At 58.2% G+C, this 17,800-nt stretch carries 14 protein-coding genes; 10 read left to right on the top strand and 4 right to left on the bottom strand.

Features of this window, described 5'->3' with window-relative positions; translation table 11 throughout:
* Nucleotides 1–80: 80 nt before the first annotated feature.
* Together J7380_RS11940 and J7380_RS11935 are read right to left on the bottom strand one after the other, a co-directional pair.
* Nucleotides 81–635 carry an ActR/PrrA/RegA family redox response regulator transcription factor gene (locus J7380_RS11940; protein WP_142637470.1) on the bottom strand — a complete coding sequence of 185 codons (555 nt, stop codon included), beginning with the start codon at nt 633–635 and terminating at the stop codon, nt 81–83.
* A 76-nt stretch (nt 636–711) separates the two neighbouring features.
* Nucleotides 712–1,332: an SCO family protein gene (locus J7380_RS11935; protein WP_209196021.1), complete on the bottom strand. Its 621-nt coding sequence runs from the start codon at nt 1,330–1,332 to the stop codon at nt 712–714.
* Nucleotides 1,333–1,425: 93 nt separating this feature from the next.
* On the opposite strand from J7380_RS11935, the gene J7380_RS11930 reads away from it, so the two are divergent.
* The 8 genes from J7380_RS11930 (at nt 1,426) to trxA (ending at nt 13,252) form a co-directional block, all read left to right on the top strand.
* Nucleotides 1,426–2,823 carry a sensor histidine kinase RegB gene (locus J7380_RS11930; protein ID WP_209196020.1) on the top strand — a complete coding sequence of 466 codons (1,398 nt, stop codon included), beginning with the start codon at nt 1,426–1,428 and terminating at the stop codon, nt 2,821–2,823.
* A gap of 64 nt (nt 2,824–2,887) precedes the next feature.
* A complete protein-coding gene (locus tag J7380_RS11925; RefSeq protein ID WP_209196019.1) occupies nt 2,888–4,396 on the top strand; it encodes a PAS-domain containing protein in 1,509 nt (502 codons plus the stop codon).
* A 41-nt stretch (nt 4,397–4,437) separates the two neighbouring features.
* Entirely contained in the window at nt 4,438–4,911 is a 474-nt protein-coding gene (tsaE, locus tag J7380_RS11920; RefSeq protein ID WP_209196018.1) for a tRNA (adenosine(37)-N6)-threonylcarbamoyltransferase complex ATPase subunit type 1 TsaE, read from the top strand.
* The gene (locus tag J7380_RS11915) at nt 4,908–5,912 is read left to right on the top strand and encodes a phosphotransferase (protein WP_209196017.1); all 1,005 of its coding nucleotides are present in this window, start codon (nt 4,908–4,910) and stop codon (nt 5,910–5,912) included. Before tsaE ends, J7380_RS11915 begins: the two co-directional genes overlap by 4 nt.
* Nucleotides 5,909–6,595: a nucleotidyltransferase family protein gene (locus J7380_RS11910; protein ID WP_209196016.1), complete on the top strand. Its 687-nt coding sequence runs from the start codon at nt 5,909–5,911 to the stop codon at nt 6,593–6,595. The genes J7380_RS11915 and J7380_RS11910 overlap by 4 nt, the downstream gene beginning before the upstream one ends.
* Nucleotides 6,588–9,515: a double-strand break repair protein AddB gene (gene addB / locus J7380_RS11905; RefSeq protein ID WP_209196015.1), complete on the top strand. Its 2,928-nt coding sequence runs from the start codon at nt 6,588–6,590 to the stop codon at nt 9,513–9,515. The genes J7380_RS11910 and addB overlap by 8 nt, the downstream gene beginning before the upstream one ends.
* Nucleotides 9,512–12,871 carry a double-strand break repair helicase AddA gene (gene addA, locus J7380_RS11900; protein ID WP_209196014.1) on the top strand — a complete coding sequence of 1,120 codons (3,360 nt, stop codon included), beginning with the start codon at nt 9,512–9,514 and terminating at the stop codon, nt 12,869–12,871. The genes addB and addA overlap by 4 nt, the downstream gene beginning before the upstream one ends.
* A 60-nt stretch (nt 12,872–12,931) precedes the next feature.
* On the top strand, nt 12,932–13,252 hold the full coding sequence (gene trxA / locus J7380_RS11895) for a thioredoxin (RefSeq protein ID WP_209196013.1): 321 nt from the start codon (nt 12,932–12,934) through the stop codon (nt 13,250–13,252).
* 697 nt (nt 13,253–13,949) lie between these two features.
* Here trxA and J7380_RS11890 read toward each other — a convergent pair.
* The gene (locus tag J7380_RS11890; protein ID WP_170355739.1) at nt 13,950–14,144 is read right to left on the bottom strand and encodes a DUF1127 domain-containing protein; all 195 of its coding nucleotides are present in this window, start codon (nt 14,142–14,144) and stop codon (nt 13,950–13,952) included.
* Between the two features lie 197 nt (nt 14,145–14,341).
* On the opposite strand from J7380_RS11890, the gene hslV reads away from it, so the two are divergent.
* Entirely contained in the window at nt 14,342–14,893 is a 552-nt protein-coding gene (gene hslV / locus J7380_RS11885; protein ID WP_170755528.1) for an ATP-dependent protease subunit HslV, read from the top strand.
* 95 nt (nt 14,894–14,988) lie between these two features.
* Here the strand turns inward: hslV and J7380_RS11880 are convergent, their stop codons facing one another.
* Nucleotides 14,989–16,230, bottom strand: coding sequence for an MFS transporter (locus tag J7380_RS11880; RefSeq protein ID WP_209196012.1), 1,242 nt, complete (start codon nt 16,228–16,230; stop codon nt 14,989–14,991).
* A gap of 163 nt (nt 16,231–16,393) precedes the next feature.
* Between J7380_RS11880 and hslU the strand changes: the two genes are divergently transcribed.
* Nucleotides 16,394–17,701, top strand: a complete 1,308-nt coding sequence (gene hslU, locus J7380_RS11875; RefSeq protein WP_209196011.1) for an ATP-dependent protease ATPase subunit HslU — start codon at nt 16,394–16,396, stop codon at nt 17,699–17,701.
* The last annotated feature ends 99 nt before the right edge of the window (nt 17,702–17,800 follow it).

The raw sequence follows: 17,800 nt of genomic DNA, 5'->3' as shown, positions 1-17,800 counted from the left end.
GTCTAATCCATACGCACAACTTCTAGTTACTCAATTTATAATCCGCAAGCATCCGCAAGCGTTTGACCAAACTATAACTATTACCGCGGGCTGCGCTTCGCCAAAATCCGCTGCAACGTCCGACGGTGCATGTTCAGGCGGCGCGCAGTCTCGGACACATTCCGGTCGCACAGCTCATAGACCCGCTGAATATGTTCCCAACGCACGCGATCCGCGCTCATGGGATTTTCCGGGGGTGGCGGTAACTCGTCACCCTTTGCCAGCAGCGCGTTGGTGATGTCGGTGGCGTCGGCGGGTTTCGACAGGTAGTCGGTCGCACCGATCTTTACGGCGGCCACGGCAGTGGCGATGGCACCATATCCGGTCAATACCACGACCCGGCTGTCAGGGCGCTTTTCACGCAGCACTTCGACCACGTCCAGACCGTTGCCGTCCTCAAGCCGCAAATCGACAACCGCGTAGGCAGGTGGGCGGGCGGTGGAAATAGCCCGTCCTGCGGCGACCGAGCCTGCGGTCTCGACCTCGAAGCCGCGCTTTTCCATGGCTTTGGCCAGACGTCTCAGAAAAGGCTCATCATCATCTACCAGAAGCAGGGATTTGTCCGGGCCGATATCCAGATCAGAGCTGTCTGCCATATTCTATTCTTTCCGCTATTTCACGCCGTTGGCTTAGCTATGAGTAATAGCAGCGCCATTGCAAAGGTCAAACGGATCACAGTTTGTCCAGAAAACACCCGACCTTGTCAGCCATCTGTTCAGCCGAGTCATTGCGGTTGAAGAATTCAAGGAATCCGGTTTCCGGCGTCATCAGATAGGTAAAAGTGGAATGGTCGACCAGATAGTATTCGTCGCTTTTGTCATGGGCCTTGTAATAGGTCTTGTAAGCCTGGCTGGCGGCTTTGACCTGCTCGGCCGAACCGGTCAGCGCGATGGTTTTACCACCCATGTTAAAGGCATAGTCCGCCACCACTTCGGGCGTGTCCCGGTCTGGATCGATTGAGATGAACAGAGGCGTCACCGACTGGCCACGCTCGGCCAGTATATCCACAGCCTCGGCATTGCGCGACATGTCGAACGGGCAGACATCAGGACAGAACGTATAGCCGAAATAAACCAGGGTCGGCTCGGTGATAACGTCAGCGTCGGTGACAGTCTGACCCTCTCCGTTGATCAATTCGAATGGGCCGCCAATGGCTGCGGTGCCGCCGGCGATTTGGCTGGACCGGCATTGTGCGAACTGATCATCCGATCCGGCACCTCGGGTCAGCAGCCACATGGCCCCCAGACCAATGGCAAGAACAACAGTGGCAAGAACGGCATAAAGACGGACCATGACTTCAATCCTAATGATCAGAGGGGTTGTTGATCGTTTCGGCCCGGACACCTATCAAGATGATCAGCCGATGCAACAGGACATAGTGAACCCATGGCCAATTCCAACATCACATTATGGCGTGGACAGGAACGCAGCAGCTGGATCAGGCTGCGCACGCTGATCCTGCTGCGCTGGGTTGCCATCATCGGCCAGATCACAGCCATCACCGTCGCCCAACAGACCTATCACGTCGAGCTGGATGTGATGCTGTGCTACCTGGCCATCGGGGTCTCGATCCTGGGCAACCTGACTGCGATCCTGATCTTCCCTAGAAACAAGCGCTTGTCAGAGTTCGAGAACTTCCTGATGGTTCTGTTCGACCTGCTGCAATTGACCGTTCTGCTGTACCTGACCGGAGGGCTGAACAATCCGTTTGCCTTGCTGCTTGTGGGGCCAGTAACGATCTCGGCCAATGTCATGAGCACCCGGTCGACGTTGATCGTCGGCGTGGTTGCAATTGTTCTGACCACTCTGCTGGCCGAATTCCATGTGCCCTTGCGCACGGATGTCGGAATGGATCTTGAAATCCCGGATATCCTGTTGTTCGGAAACTGGGCCGCGATCGTTATCGCGATCGTCTTTTTGGGTGCTTATTCACATCGTGTCAGTTCCGAAGTTCAATCCATGTCCGAGGCTCTGGCCGCCACGCATATGGCCCTGGCGAGAGAACAGAAGCTGACTGACCTGGGTGGGGTTGTTGCTGCGGCCGCGCATGAACTGGGCACGCCGCTGGCCACAATCAAATTGACCAGCTCGGAGTTGATCGAAGAACTGGATGACCGGCCCGAACTGAAAGAGGATGCCGCGCTGATCCGGGAACAGGCCAACCGGTGCCGGGACATATTGCGCGACATGGGCAGGGCCGGCAAGGATGATCTGCATCTGCGACAGGCCCCTCTTTCAACCGTGGTGAACGAGGCTGCAGAACCACACATTCACCGGGGCAAAACCGTCCATTTTACCGAAGGCCCCGCGGATGACGGGGATGTTCAGCAACCCTCAATCCTGCGCAAACCCGAAATCATTCACGGGTTGCGGAACCTGATCCAGAATGCGGTGGATTTTGCCCGCGCGAACGTTTGGGTCGAGGCGGAATGGAGCTCTGATCAGATCATTGTCAGCATCATGGATGACGGGCGCGGATATCCGTCTCAGATGATCGGGCGGATTGGCGATCCGTTCATGCGCCGCCGTCGCGCCGAAACCGATCAGCGCGCACGCCCGGAATACGAAGGCATGGGTTTGGGCCTGTTCATCGCCAAAACCCTGCTGGAGCGCAGCGGAGCGGAACTGGATTTTGCCAACGGTTCAGACCCCTATCAGACCTTATCCGAGAACCCCGAACGTCGGGGAGCTATCGTAAAGGTCACTTGGCCGAGAAATCTGGTTGATGCGCAACAAGGAGACACCCCGGTCCCGTCTGGCGCGAACCAACGGATTCAGGTCTGAGTTAAGACCCCGTTAACCATTGGTAACCATAATCCGGTTTCGTAATTTCTATTGCGGGGCGTTCATGGTCGACTGGTTCATTCTGGCTGTCATCAGCTTGGTCTCTGCCGGCCTTGCGGTGCAATGGCTGCTGCCGCGCCGTCGGCACAGGGGTGACAATTTCGGACTATCCTCGCCCACGTCCTTGTTTGACGCAGTGTTTTTGTTCGACGATCAACGTCTGATCAGCCACTCGGATATCGCGCTAGAAGGGTTCGAAGAAGTCCGGTCGTGGCACGACCTGCGCCGTTTACTGCAGCGTGACTTTCCCACGTTTCCCGAAACTCCGGACTGCATCCGGCAGGAGGGTAATCTGATCATCCCCGCCATAGACTGCACGGTCGAGCGTGACGTCATGTGCGAATGGATCGACGGCATAGTCAGGGTTCAGTTGCGTGAAAACAGCATCTGCCCTGCCACCATCCACCGCGAGGCGAACGACCCAATCCGCCTGGCAATGGAACGCGCGCCGTATCCCGTCTGGTTACTGGATGAACACGAAACAGTTCGTTGGTGCAACGCAGCCTATATTTCGTTGGTGCGCAAGGTCCGGGGTCAGGATACGGATCTGACCGCGCCGTTGTTTCCCGGATCCGAAGAAGATGCCCGACTGGGTGGAAAGACGCGGGTTTCAATTTCGTCGGACGGCAGCGAAATCAAGCTTTGGTTCGATCTGACGCGAGTCCATCATCCAGAGGGGCACTTATGTTACGCCGTCGACATCAACGCGATTGTCGACGCCGAAACCGCCCAGCGTAAATTCGTTCAGACGATGACCAAGACCTTTGCCCAACTGTCAATTGGGTTGGCGATTTTCGACCGCAACCGACAACTGGCCCTGTTCAACCCGGCCCTAATTGACCTGACCACCCTGCCCCCGGACTTCCTCAGCTGCCGGCCAAGCCTGTCCAGTTTCTTCGATCGGCTACGGGATCAACACATGATGCCCGAACCCAAGAACTACCGAAGCTGGCGCAGTCAGATGAATGACCTGCTTGAGGCTGCCGAGGACGGGAATTATCAGGAAACGTGGTCGCTGCCCTCTGGGTCGGTTTATTCGGTTAGCGGTCGCCCCCATCCCGACGGTGCCGTCGCCTTTTTGTTCGAAGACATCACGGCCGAGATCACCCTGACCCGGCGGTTCCGTTCAGAAATGGACCTTATGCAATCAGTTCTGGACAAACTGGCGGATGCGGTCGCCGTTTTTGGCGATGACGGAACCCTGGCCTTTACCAACTACGCCTATCAAAATCTGTGGGGCGATAGCGGAGACTCGGGGTTTGATGCCGATTCAGTTCTGGATGTCACACGCAATTGGCAGGAACTTTGTACTGCATCCCCTGTTTTCGGTGAGATTCGAGAGTTTGTAGGGATGCGCGACAACCGGGCAGAATGGTCGGCCGAGTTGCGTATGCGCAATGGTGTTTCGCTTGAATGCACAATCTGCCCGATGCAAAACGGAGCGACGATTATCCGGTTTGCAACCGAAGATAAAACAGTTCTTCAACCTAAGTTACACCAGATCAGCGCCTGAACCGGGTTGCAGGCAAACCGGTGCGACGTCATTGTGGCGCCATGACGACCGCGCCCTTTGCAATCACCTTCAACTCGCCTTGTGAGACGGCAGATTTTGCCGCTCGGTTGGGCCGGATTCTACGTCCGGGCGATACTCTCTTGCTCGAAGGCGAAATTGGCAGCGGAAAAACCCACTTCTCCCGCAGTCTTATTCAATCGGTGATGAACATCCCCGAAGACGTTCCTTCGCCAACATTCACGTTGGTTCAGGTTTATGACACCGAAATCGGAGAAATCTGGCACTGTGATCTTTACCGCCTCGGTGCAGTGGATGAGGTCGATGAGCTTGGCCTGACCGAAGCATTTGAAACAGCGATTTGCCTTGTGGAATGGCCTGACAAACTCGGGCCGATGCAACCTGAAAATGCCTTGACGCTTTCGTTTGAAACAGACCCTAACACTGTCGAAAAACGCCTTGTGACCCTATCGTGGGTAAATACCGAATGGGCCAGCAGACTGGAGGCCGCGCAATGACAAACCGAGCTGTGCTGGCCGAAGCGCTGATCGCTCAGACCCCCTGGGCAAATGCGCAGCGTGCGCCTTTGGCCGGAGACGCCTCGAACCGCCGTTATGAGCGTCTGACGGACCCGGATACCGGCAAGACAGCGGTTTTGATGGACTCGCCACCGGGTCAAGCTGAGCCCGTTGAAGCATTTGTCCGAATGGCAAACCATTTGCGATCCATCGGCCTTAGCGCGCCCGAAATTTATGCCGAAGATACCGAATATGGCTTTTTGTTGCTTGAGGATTTGGGCGACGATCTATTCGCGCGCGTGCTGCGGCGATCTCCGGCGATGGAACGTGAATTCTATGAGGCAGCCACAGACGTTTTGATCACCCTGCATAAGGCACCGACGCTTTCACTGCCATCCTATGGCCCATCCTTGATGACGGAACTGGCCGCACTGTCGTTCACCAAATACGCCCAGTCGATTCAAGGGTCGCACGACGAGGACGCACGGGATCGGTTCGAACATCGGTTTGCAGATATCCTGCACCGGGAAACTGCGGGAACAAAAGTTGTTGTCCAAAGAGATTATCACGCTGAAAACCTGATTTGGTTGCCTGAACGCGACGGCGTTGCCCGCGTTGGGTTGCTGGACTTTCAGACGGCCATGCTGGGCCATCCCGCTTATGATCTGGTCTCGCTTTTGCAAGATGTGCGCCGGGATGTAGCACCTGGGACCGAAATGCGGATGGTTAACAGGTATATTCAGACAACCGGAGTGAACGACCACGATTTCCGCACCGCATATGCCGTTCTGGGAGCGCAACGAAACCTGCGTATTCTCGGTGTATTTGCCCGATTGGCGACGGAATATGGAAAACCGCAATATGTCGACCTGATCCCCGCGACATGGACGCATTTGATGCGCGATCTGGAACATCCCGCGTTGGTCACTGTGTCCGATCTGTTGCGTGACGGGCTGCCTGCACCGACGCCTGAAAACCTTGCAAAGCTCAGACAGTCATGACTGAAACGCCTGATGCCATCATGCTGTTTGCTGCCGGGTTCGGAACTCGTATGGGTGCGCTGACCAAGAATCGGCCGAAACCTCTGGTGGAATGCGCAGGCCGCCCGCTGATTGACCACGCGCTTGATCTGGTCAACGACCTTGATCCAATTCGTAAGGTCGCCAACCTGCATTACCTGCCAGATCAGCTTGAGGCTCATCTTGCCCCCAAGGGTGTTTTGCTGTCCCATGAACAACCCGAAATTCTTGAAACAGGGGGAGGATTGCGCGCAGCATTACCTTTGTTAGGGTCTAGTACTGTATTCACACTGAATTCAGATGCGATCTGGTCGGGGCCAAATCCACTTAGGATGCTGCGGGATGCTTGGGATCCCCAAAAGATGGATGCGCTATTGATGTGCATACCCACAGACCAAGCCGTCGGACATGCGGGTCAGGGTGATTTCACCGCAGACTACGACGGTCGCATAACGCGCGGCCCGGGGCTGATTTATGGTGGCGCGCAGATCATGAAGACCGATGGATTGGCCGCTATCCCGGACACAGCGTTTTCGTTGAATGTTTTGTGGGACCGAATGCATCAGAACGGTCGGTTGTTTGGCCTGACATATCCCGGGCGCTGGTGCGATGTGGGCCGTCCCGAAGGGATCGCTCTGGCTGAAAGGATGTTGGCGGATGTTTGACCCCAGCGGTCTACCCCGTGTATTTGCCGTTCCCCCCGGCACGGATTTTCCGGCCGCTTTGGTGAAAGGGTTGCGCGACCGCAGCAAGGACTATCCGCCCGAGGAATTGGCCAAGGTGCAGCTGGTGGTAAACACAAGGCGAATGGCCCGACGTGTGCGTGAGTTGTTCGACCAAGGGCCAGCCTGCCTTCTGCCGCGTTTGTCCTTAGTCACGGACTTGGGCGAAAGCGTTGACCTGGCTAGCGTTCCGCCAGCTATTCCGGCGCTACGCAGGCGGTTGGAGCTGACACAGCTGGTCTCAAAACTGCTGGACCAACAACCTGATCTGGCGGCGCGATCTTCGCTGTTCGATTTGTCCGACAGTCTGGCCGCATTGATCGACGAAATGCAGGGCGAGGGTGTGTCGCCCGAGGCAATCGGACAGCTGGATGTCAGCGACTTGTCTGGCCATTGGGCACGCGCGCAGGCCTTTATTGGGATCGCAGATCAATTCATCGACGCAGGGCCCGATGCGCTGGACGCGCAGGCCCGGCAGCGCATCGTCGTCGAAAACCTTATTGCGCAGTGGCGGGGCGCACCTCCGCGACATCCGGTCATTCTGGCAGGGTCGACCGGATCACGCGGCACCACACTGATGCTGATGGAGGCGGTGGCGCGCCTTCCACAGGGTGCTTTGATCCTGCCGGGGTACGACTTCGATCAGCCTGATCACGTCTGGCGGGGGTTGGACGATGCCCTGACTTCGGAAGATCACCCGCAATACCGATTTCACAAATTGATAACTCAGCTTGATCTCAGGCCCGATCAAGTCACGCCGTGGACACCTGATACTCCTCCGTCACCCGCGCGTAACCGGTTGGTTTCCCTAGCATTACGCCCAGCACCGATCACGGATGCCTGGATGTCCGAAGGGCCCAAGCTGACGGATTTGGACGGCGCGACGAAAGACCTGACCCTGGTTGAGGCACAATCGCCGCGGGACGAGGCGCTGGCCATTGCCCTACGCTTGCGGCAAGCGGCCGAGACAGGTCAGACCGCTGCTCTGATCACGCCAGATCGGATGCTGACCCGTCAGGTCTCGGCCGCGCTGGATCGTTGGAACATTCTGCCAGACGACAGCGCAGGTCTGCCGCTGCAGCTTTCACCACCGGGGCGATTCCTGCGCCATGTGGCCGGATTGTTTGCGCGACGGCTGGATGGCGAGGCCCTGCTGACACTGCTAAAACATCCCCTTTGCCACGATGGTGGCGATCGCGGTACGCATCTGCTGCACACACGCGATCTGGAGCTTGACCTGCGGCGGCATGGGCCTCCGTTCCCGGACAGCCGCAGCCTGACCGCGTTTGCGATCCGCAAAGAGGTGCCGGATGATTGGGTGCGTTGGGTGTCGCATCACTTTTGCGACCAACAGGTGACAACAGATCTGCCACTATCGGACTGGGTCATCCGGTTGCGCGATCTGGCCGAAGCGATTTCAGCCGGAAATACCGGGGGTCCCGGTACGCTTTGGGACAAGAACGCAGGGCAAAAGGCTTTGTCGGTTCTGACAGCACTTACAGAAGAAGCTGGTCATGGTGGTCCGATGACGGCGCATGACTTTGCGGATTTGCTGGGTGCATTGCTGTCAGGCGAAGAGGTCCGGGACCGCGACGCACCGCATCCCCATATCATGATTTGGGGAACACTCGAGGCACGAGTACAGGGCGCAGATCTACTTATCCTTGGTGGCTTGAACGAAGGCAGTTGGCCCGAGGCCCCAAGCCCTGATCCCTGGCTGAACCGCCAGATGCGCGCCAAGGCCGGGTTGTTGTTACCCGAACGGCGGATTGGTCTGTCGGCGCATGATTTCCAACAGGCCATCGGCGCGCCCGAGGTCTGGCTGACCCGTGCCACCCGATCCGATGATGCCGAAACCGTACCGTCGCGCTGGTTGAACCGCATGACGAACCTGTTGCAGGGCTTACCAGAGCAGGGGGGTCGCGCCGCCCTTTCCGCCATGCGCGGGCGCGGGCAGAAATGGCTGAACTGGTCGGAACAACTTGAAATCGCGCCCGAAATTCCGGCGGCATCGCGCCCGTCTCCGCGCCCTCCGGTCACGTCGCGCCCGCGTCGCCTGAGCGTGACCGAGATCAAGCGCCTGATACGGGACCCTTATGCGATTTACGCCAAACATGTGCTGCGGCTGCGGCCTCTGGACCCGTTGGTGCAGGCCCCCGATGCGTTATTGCGTGGCATCGTGATCCACGAGATTCTGGAACATTTCGTCAAGGACAGCGTACTGGACACCGCACTGCTGACCCGCGAAACCTTTCTGAAACGCGCCGAAACCCTGCTGGGTCAACATGTGGCTTGGCCCACCGCCCGCAAATTGTGGCTGGCTCGGCTGGAGCGGATCGCCGATGATTTCTTACGCGCCGAAACCGCCCGGCGCAGCGATGGCGGGCCCGTGGCGTTTGAGGCCGCTATGAAGCTGGTGCTAGAGCCGCTGAATTTCACCATCGCAGGCCGCGCCGACCGGATCGACCTGAACAGCCGGGGCGCGCTGCGGCTGGTGGATTACAAAACCGGGATGCCTCCGACCGAAAGCCAGCAGTCCAAGTTTGACAAGCAATTGCTGATCGAAGCCGCCATGGCCGAGCAGGGCGGGATCGAAGGGTTTGACCCGCTGCCCGTGGCCGAAGCCGTGTTTATCGGCATGGGCGGCAGCTATAAAGAAGTGCCCGCGCCCTTGGCCAAGGAACCGACCGACAAGGTGTTGGCCGAGTTAAAAGAGCTGATTTCTGCTTATTTAGAGCCTGACCAGGGCTTCTCATCCCGCCGGATGCTGCACAAGGACACCGACATTGGCGATTACGATCACCTGGCCCGGTTCGGCGAATGGGACCGCACCGCAGACACCAAGCCCGAGGATCTGACATGAGCGCCCGCAACGACGCGACCGAGCGGCAGGTACAGGCTGCGCGGCCCGATGCCTCGACCTGGCTGGCGGCAAATGCGGGCTCGGGCAAAACGCGGGTTCTGACCGACAGGGTGGCGCGGTTACTGCTGGACGGGGTGCAGCCGCAGCACATCCTGTGCCTGACCTACACCAAGGCCGCCGCCAGTGAAATGCAGAACCGGCTGTTCAAACGGCTGGGCGAATGGGCGATGCTGGGTGACGCTGCGCTGCTGGCGCAACTGACCGATCTGGGCGTCCCCGGCCGGATTGATCCCGACCGTCTGGCGCAAGCCCGCACGCTGTTTGCCCGCGCGATTGAAACGCCGGGCGGGCTGAAAATCCAGACGATCCACTCCTTCTGCGCGTCGCTGCTGCGGCGATTCCCGCTTGAGGCCGGGGTCAGCCCGCAATTCGCTGAGATGGAAGACCGCGCCGCCGCCCTGCTGCGCGAGGAGATTGTCGAGGATTTTGCTGAAGGCCCGCAGGCCGCTCTGATCGAGGATGTGGCCCGGTTCGTCACCGATACCGGGTTCGACAATCTGACCGCCGCGATCACCCACAAGCGCAACCTGTTTGCGCAGCCTTTGGGCTGGGCTGATCTGCTGGACCGGTTCGACCTGCCCGATGGGTTCGACGAAGACGCCCTGACTGCGCGCGTGTTTCTGGGCGGTGAGGTCGACCTGATCCGCGCGATCCTGCCTGCGCTAACGGAAAGCGGCGGCAACAACGCCAAAGCGGCGACAAAACTGGCCGCGTTCACCGACCCGCGGATCAGCAGCCTGCCCATCTTGGAAAGCGTGTTTCTGACCGGAAAGGCCGCCAAAGAACCCTTTGCCGCCAAGATCAACGCGTTCCCGACCAAAGCCCTGCGCGAAGGCGCATTGGCCGGGCAGATGCCACAGCTTGAGGCGCTGATGCTGCGCATTGAGGCCGCGCGGGAACAGCGGCTGGCACTGGTGGCCGCGCGCAAGACCCATGTGCTGCACCGGTTCGCCTCTGCCTTTCTGCCGGAATATGAGCGCCGCAAGCAGCTGCGCGGCTGGCTGGATTTCGACGACCTGATCCTGCGCGCACGGCAAGTGCTGAACGACCCGGCGGTTGCCGAATGGGTGCTTTACCGGCTGGATGGCGGCATCGACCACATTCTGGTGGACGAGGCGCAGGACACCAGCCCCGACCAATGGGACGTGGTCGAGAAACTGGCGCAGGAATTCACCAGCGGCGAGGGGGCAAGGTCCGGGGTCGAGCGCACGATCTTCGTGGTCGGCGACAAGAAACAGTCGATCTATTCCTTCCAGGGCGCAGACCCCGCCGCCTTTGACCAGATGCAGCAGGAATTCGGGCGGCGGTTGATCAATTCAGGCTCTAAACTTGAGAGTTTGGAGCTGGAATATTCCTTCCGCTCATCCAGCGCGATCCTGTCTTTGGTCAATATCCTGTTTGAAGGCCATGCCGAGGCCGGGTTTCAGGACAAGGCCCTGCACCGCGCGTTCAAGACCAGCCTGCCGGGGCGGGTCGATCTGTGGCCGGTGGTTGAAAAGGTCGAGGACGAAGAAGACGGCGACTGGACCGATCCTGTTGATCGCCCCGGCGCGCGGCATCACACGGTCATTCTGGCGGAAAAGGTGGCGCACTCGATCAAGGAGATGATCGACCGGGGCGAAACGATCCCCGAGGATGGCGACACCCCCGGCGCATTCGTGCGGCGTAAGGTGCAACCGGGCGATTTCCTGATCCTTGTGCAGCGCCGATCCGACCTGTTTGCCGAGATCATCCGCGCCTGTAAGGCCGCCAATCTGCCCATCGCCGGGGCTGACCGGCTGAAGGTCGGGGCGGAACTGGCGGTGAAAGATCTGGCCGCGCTGCTCAGCTTTCTGGCCACGCCCGAAGACAGCCTGTCGCTGGCCACTGTGCTGAAATCACCGTTATTCGGGTGGAGCGAGCAGCAGCTATTCGATCTGGCACACCGGCGGTCCGAGCAGTTCCTATGGGCGGCGCTGCGCCATAGGGCCGAGGAATTTCCCGAAACGCTTGAGATTCTGAATGACCTGCGCGGCCAAATCGACTTTCTGCGCCCCTATGACCTGATCGAACGCATCCTGACCCGCCATGACGGACGGCGCAAATTGCTGGGTCGTCTGGGGGCCGAGGCCGAGGATGGCATCAATGCGCTGCTGTCGCAGGCGCTGGCTTATGAGCGCACGGATATTCCCAGCCTGACCGGCTTTCTGGTCTGGATGCAAACCGACGATCTGGAGATCAAACGGCAGATGAGCGGCGTCGGCAACATGATCCGGGTGATGACGGTGCATGGGTCCAAGGGGCTTGAGGCTCCGATCGTGATCCTGCCCGATACCGGCAAACGTCAGGCCCCCCGCGATGCCGAGATCATGGTGGGCGAGGGGGTACCGCTTTGGAAAGTACCTGCCGATGCCTCACCGTCTTTGATCGCACAGGCCCGGTCTGAGGCCCGCGCGCGCGAAGAGAATGAACGACTGCGGTTGCTTTATGTGGCTCTGACACGGGCAGAAAAGTGGCTGATCGTCGGGGCTGCGGGCGATGTCGGCAAGGATGGCACCAGCTGGTATCAGATGGTCGCGGCGGCAATGGCGCGGGCAGGGGCCACGCAACTGCCGGGCGCGGAAACTCTGCGCCTGTCGCATGGGAATTGGGACGCGCTGCCGCTTGTCGAAGAGGAACAGGCCGAAACCACGCAGACTGATCTGCCCGCAATGTTTGAATCCCCCGCCGCGCCGCCTTTGCCGCAGTCCGAGACGCTCAGCCCTTCTAATCTGGGTGGAGCCAAGGCGCTGCCCGGTGATGCGGGGCAGGATGAAGAGGCCGCCAAACTCAGGGGCACCCGCCTGCATCTGTTGCTGGAACACCTGCCCAGCGCACCACATCAGGACTGGCCGCAGCTTTGCGCCAGAGTACTTCCCGATATGCAAGACATCGAACGCAACGATCTGCTGGCGGAGGCAAAGGCTGTTCTGACCTCGGACCACTTGCAGCCTGTCTTTGCGGAAAACACGCTGGCCGAAGTTCCTGTTAGCGCAGATCTGGGCGGTCAACGAATGCATGGGGTGATTGACCGGCTGATCGTAACCGAAACTGAGGTACAGGTGATTGATTTTAAATCAAACGCTACCGTTCCAGAAGCCCCGACTGCTTGCCCCGAGGGTCTTTTGCGGCAGATGGGAGCTTATGCGCAAGCGATGGCTCAAATCTATCCCGACCGACAAGTGAAAACCGCCATCCTATGGACCCGTACCGCGCAGTTGATGTGGTTGCCACACGAACTTGTGACCCAAGCACTGACCCGCGCCCAGATACCTTGACCTCGGGATACCCCGTGCCTAGGTTCTGAAGCCAAGCATTCCCCATTCAGGAGACAGAATATGTCGACCGTAGCCGTAACCGACGATACCTTTGACGCCGAAGTCAAGAATTCCGACATCCCTGTTGTTGTCGACTTCTGGGCCGAATGGTGTGGCCCCTGTAAGCAAATCGGCCCCGCTCTGGAAGAGCTGGCAGCCGAATATGGCGGCAAGGTGAAAATCGCCAAAGTGGACGTGGACAGCAACCCGAACTCGGCCGCCGCCATGGGCGTGCGCGGCATCCCGGCGCTGTTCATCTTCAAGGACGGTCAGGTTGTATCGAACCGTGCAGGCGCGGCCCCCAAAGCAGCCCTGCAAAGCTGGATCGACGAAGCCATCTGATCCGGCCGGAGTGACGAATGACAAAGGCGTCCCGGTTTTGGGGCGCCTTTTTTGTTGAAGTGCATCGATTGGCAATTCGTCCAAAAACTATTTGACAGACAACTAAACATGGAGTCTAAAAGTAATTGCAAATCCTGATTCGCAATGCGTTTCAGAAAAAGAGCGTCACGTCAATGTTTGATGTGGCGCTTTTTTGGTTTGATAAATGTGTGTCAAATATCACCGTTTTTTCTAGCCAATTCCACAACATGTAGTGGTTTAATCAAAATGTCTGTTGACTCGCGGAATATGGCACAATTATGTTCGTGTTGCCTACATGCACTGTAGGTGGAGACGTGTTGCGAATCAGGATTTGCACCCTTGCCACGCGTCTCCTCACTTAAAATAAGGAGACTGGTCATGAACTATCAGACCACAAAAAAACCTATTGGAACAACTGCGCGTACAGGAGAGAGGTGCCCAGAAAGCGGGGTATGGAAATCGATGGACTCACCATCGACCACCGCACCTATCGCGAAGGGCAACGTGATGCCTCCGCACAATCGTAAGGCAGTTACCTGGAAACTTATCCAACACGCGTAAATAACTCCAAAAGGAAAAGGTGTCCGCTTGCGGGCGCCTTTTTTTGTCAACGTAATACCAAAAAGAAAAAGCCGCCCAGGTTTGAGCGGCTTGTCCAAAACGGTTGCGGTGCGGATCAGAATTTTTCGATATCCGCACGGCACAAACCGACATCGTCCAGCTGGGTGTCGGAGAGTTCCCACAACAGCTTGCGTGTCTTGCGGGATTCATTCCACGCCAGTGCCTTTTCATAGGTTCCGAAGAACGCGTCCACTACATGCAGGATGGTAGCTGCTCCGAGCGGCGCATGGATATTTGCGGTGGTTGCCATTTGCGCATTCCTTGTAACTGAAACAGCCGACCCTTCGTCGGTTGTGAGGCTCATGTAGGATCAAAGCCCGAGTCTCACAATTGCTAGTCCGGTAACCCCGAATTGCATTGGTTGCATATCTTTTGGGCAGTTTGTGAACTGTTGCGCTGCGGGCGGGTCCGGCCCATATAGGGTGCCAGCGAATTACGGAGGCCCCAATGGCAGACAGCGATTTTCCCGGTTGGCACGGCACGACAATTATTGGCGTCAAGAAAGGCGGCCAAGTGGTGATTGCCGGGGATGGGCAGGTCAGTCTGGGCCAGACCGTGATCAAAGGCACCGCCCGCAAGGTGCGCCGCCTGTCCCCCGGTGGGTTCGAGGTTGTGGCTGGTTTCGCCGGATCAACAGCCGATGCATTCACTCTGCTGGAACGTCTGGAAGCCAAGCTTGAGGCAACGCCGGGCCAACTGGCCCGCGCCTCGGTCGAGCTGGCGAAAGACTGGCGCACCGACAAATACCTTCAAAAGCTTGAGGCGATGCTGATCGTCACCGACGGCAAAGACCTTTTGGTGATCACCGGGGCAGGGGACGTGCTAGAGCCCGAACACAACGTCGCCGCCATCGGGTCGGGTGGCAATTTCGCATTGGCCGCCGCCCGCGCGATGATGGACAGTGACAAAAACGCCGAAACCGTGGCGCGCGAGGCGATGGCCATTGCCGCCGATATCTGCGTCTACACCAACGGCAATCTGACGGTCGAGGAAATCTAAGACGTTCTGCGTTTAGCTCAAAAAATGCATCTAAATGCGCGTTCGACCGTAGGGAGAGGCAGCGTATTTCGATTCAAATCAAACGCAAAACTGTCTCAGGCCAATAGCGCCTTGATCTCTTTCCCTTTCCAGCGGCGGTGCATGCCGATCAGGCCCAGTATCGCCGCGACGATGACGATATAGTAGGGCACGCGGATATCGATGCTCATCAATCCGCCGCCGATCAGAGACATGATCCCTCCGGCCAGGCAGAAGACGGCTGTCGTCACGCCCATGACCCAGCCCTGATCGGTTTCGCTGACACTTGCTGAAAATAAGCCCAGTAAAGTCGGATAAGATACTCCGAAGAAGAAATAGAAAAAGAACACCGGCACGTAACTGAGAACACCGCTGGGGCTAAAGGCGAAACCAAAGCCACAGATCACCATTGTGATCAGCGAGACATAAATGATCTGATGCTTGCTGAACCTTTGTTGTGCTGGTTTCACCAGAAAGGTGCTGGAAAAGGCCAGGGCAAAGCCGATGACGACCATGGCCATGCTCCCTCCGATGACGCCATAGCCAAAGCGACTGGTCAGATAATTGTCGACGAACACATAGAAGGTGACGTTGGCGATCATGAAGAAGGAATAGACTGGCAGGATCTTCAGGACCATCGGATGCCCGCGCACCGCAATCAGGCTGTCGGTAATATCGCGGGGGCGAAACACGAAAGCAGTCCGCTCGGTCCTTGTGTCTTTGAAAAAGGTCATCACCATAAAGATGGCGATCAACACCAGAACAAACGCACCGTAGAACGGCATCTTGAGCGTGGCATAGCTGCCCAGCAGCGTGGCGTCGGATAGAACGGCGCCGATGATAGGCCCACCGACCAGACCAAAGCTGACGCCGGTGACGATGTACCCCATGTTGCGGTCCCGGTCGGCGGCGTCCGTGCTGCCATCAATCATCGCCGCCTGTGCGATGGGTTGGTTTCCGGCCGTGAACCCAGTGATTGACCGCCCGATGATCAGCAACAGCAGGCTGTTCAAATAAAGCGAGGCGATCGTCAGCGCATACCCCACAAGCGCCCCACCCAGACAAACCAGTAGCGCGTTCTTGCGTCCGATCGAGTCCGAGACCTTGGACACATAAACCACCCCCAGAAACCACGACAGAAAGAAGCACCCGATCACCAGACCGTAGTAGAAATGCCGCCGTCCCATCGGTGTACTTTCGGGCAGAAAACTGGACGAAGTCTCCATGATCAGCGAGTTGATGATCGGAAAGACCAGACCCTGACCCAGCAAGTCCACAAACACCACAAACAGCAGGGTGATCTTGGCAATTTTCGTCATTTTCAAGCTCCTGACCTTCAGGCCACCGTAACAGAATGGGCGCGTTTCACCTATGGAAAGCAATTGCAAACACGATAGGGCGTTGCTAACCAACGCTGCCGCTGTTGTTTTCACCTGTGCGGTGACTACGTAAGCCAAACCGCTGATCGAAAGGACTGCACCCGTGACCGACCTGACCCCGCGCGAGATTGTCTCGGAACTGGACCGTTTCATTATCGGTCAGAAGGATGCCAAACGCGCGGTCGCTGTGGCGCTGCGCAACCGCTGGCGGCGCAAGCAGCTGGCCGATGACATCCGGGACGAGGTTTATCCCAAGAACATCCTGATGATCGGACCCACCGGAGTCGGCAAGACCGAGATCAGCCGCCGTCTGGCGAAACTGGCCCGCGCACCCTTTATCAAGGTCGAGGCCACCAAGTTTACCGAGGTCGGTTACGTCGGCCGCGACGTCGAACAGATCATCCGCGATCTGGCCGATGCGGCGATCATCCAGACACGCGAGTATATGCGCGAGGATGTGAAAGCGCGCGCCTATCAAGCCGCCGAAGACCGTGTGATCGAAGCCATCGCTGGGGAAGACGCCCGCGAAGGCACGCGCGAGATGTTCCGCAAAAAACTTAAAGCCGGAGAGCTGGATGACACGGTGATCGAACTGGAGCTGGCCGACAGTTCAAACCCGATGCCGATGTTTGACCTGCCCGGTCAGCCCGGCAGCCAGATGGGGATGATGAATCTGGGTGATATCTTCGGCAAGGCGTTCGGCGGGCGCACCGTCAAAAAACGCATGACCGTGGCCGAAAGCTATGACGCGCTGATCGGGGAAGAGGCCGACAAGCTGCTGGACGATGAAACCGTCAACCGCGTGGCGTTGGAGTCAGTCGAACAGAACGGCATCGTCTTTCTGGATGAGATCGATAAGGTTTGCGCCCGCTCGGATGCGCGCGGCGGCGATGTCAGCCGCGAGGGGGTGCAGCGCGACCTGCTGCCGCTGATCGAGGGCACCACCGTATCCACCAAACATGGCCCGGTGAAAACTGACCACATTCTGTTCATCGCGTCTGGCGCGTTCCATATCGCCAAACCGTCGGATCTGTTGCCCGAATTGCAGGGGCGTCTGCCGATCCGTGTGGAACTGCGCGCGCTCACCGAAGAGGATTTTGTCCGCATCCTGACCGAGACCGACAACGCCCTGACCCGCCAATACACCGCGCTGATGGGCACCGAAAAGGTGACGGTCAGTTTCACCGATGACGGCATCGCCGCTTTGGCCAAGATCGCGGCGGATGTGAACCAAAGCGTCGAAAATATCGGCGCGCGTCGGCTTTATACGGTGATGGAACGCGTGTTCGAGGAACTCTCGTTCACAGCACCCGATCAGGCCGGAGTGGAAATCACTGTGAATGCGCAATTTGTCGACGACAATCTGGGCGAATTGACCAAATCCACCGATCTCAGCCGTTACGTTCTGTAACGCACCCGGCTGATTTTTGCCGCCTGTGCCAACCTGCCTCGCTGGACGTGGGGCGGGAATGCGTTAGCCTAGGGCCAAACCTCTAAAGGGCCGTTCCCC

This window comes from Ruegeria sp. R8_1 (genome assembly GCF_017743815.1).
In the GTDB taxonomy this organism is placed as follows: domain Bacteria; phylum Pseudomonadota; class Alphaproteobacteria; order Rhodobacterales; family Rhodobacteraceae; genus Ruegeria; species Ruegeria lacuscaerulensis_A.
The sequence above is the reverse complement of the archived record's forward strand: the minus strand, read 5'-3'. Positions and strand labels throughout refer to the sequence as shown.

Bases quoted from the DNA above. Each gene is read 5' to 3' on its own strand.
- J7380_RS11940 (WP_142637470.1), bottom strand. From the start codon at position 635: ATGGCAGACAGCTCTGATCTGGATATCGGCCCGGACAAATCCCTGCTT.
- J7380_RS11935 (WP_209196021.1), bottom strand. From the start codon at position 1,332: ATGGTCCGTCTTTATGCCGTTCTTGCCACTGTTGTTCTTGCCATTGGT.
- J7380_RS11930 (WP_209196020.1), top strand. From the start codon at position 1,426: ATGGCCAATTCCAACATCACATTATGGCGTGGACAGGAACGCAGCAGC.
- J7380_RS11925 (WP_209196019.1), top strand. From the start codon at position 2,888: ATGGTCGACTGGTTCATTCTGGCTGTCATCAGCTTGGTCTCTGCCGGC.
- tsaE (WP_209196018.1), top strand. From the start codon at position 4,438: ATGACGACCGCGCCCTTTGCAATCACCTTCAACTCGCCTTGTGAGACG.
- J7380_RS11915 (WP_209196017.1), top strand. From the start codon at position 4,908: ATGACAAACCGAGCTGTGCTGGCCGAAGCGCTGATCGCTCAGACCCCC.
- J7380_RS11910 (WP_209196016.1), top strand. From the start codon at position 5,909: ATGACTGAAACGCCTGATGCCATCATGCTGTTTGCTGCCGGGTTCGGA.
- addB (WP_209196015.1), top strand. From the start codon at position 6,588: ATGTTTGACCCCAGCGGTCTACCCCGTGTATTTGCCGTTCCCCCCGGC.
- addA (WP_209196014.1), top strand. From the start codon at position 9,512: ATGAGCGCCCGCAACGACGCGACCGAGCGGCAGGTACAGGCTGCGCGG.
- trxA (WP_209196013.1), top strand. From the start codon at position 12,932: ATGTCGACCGTAGCCGTAACCGACGATACCTTTGACGCCGAAGTCAAG.
- J7380_RS11890 (WP_170355739.1), bottom strand. From the start codon at position 14,144: ATGGCAACCACCGCAAATATCCATGCGCCGCTCGGAGCAGCTACCATC.
- hslV (WP_170755528.1), top strand. From the start codon at position 14,342: ATGGCAGACAGCGATTTTCCCGGTTGGCACGGCACGACAATTATTGGC.
- J7380_RS11880 (WP_209196012.1), bottom strand. From the start codon at position 16,230: ATGACGAAAATTGCCAAGATCACCCTGCTGTTTGTGGTGTTTGTGGAC.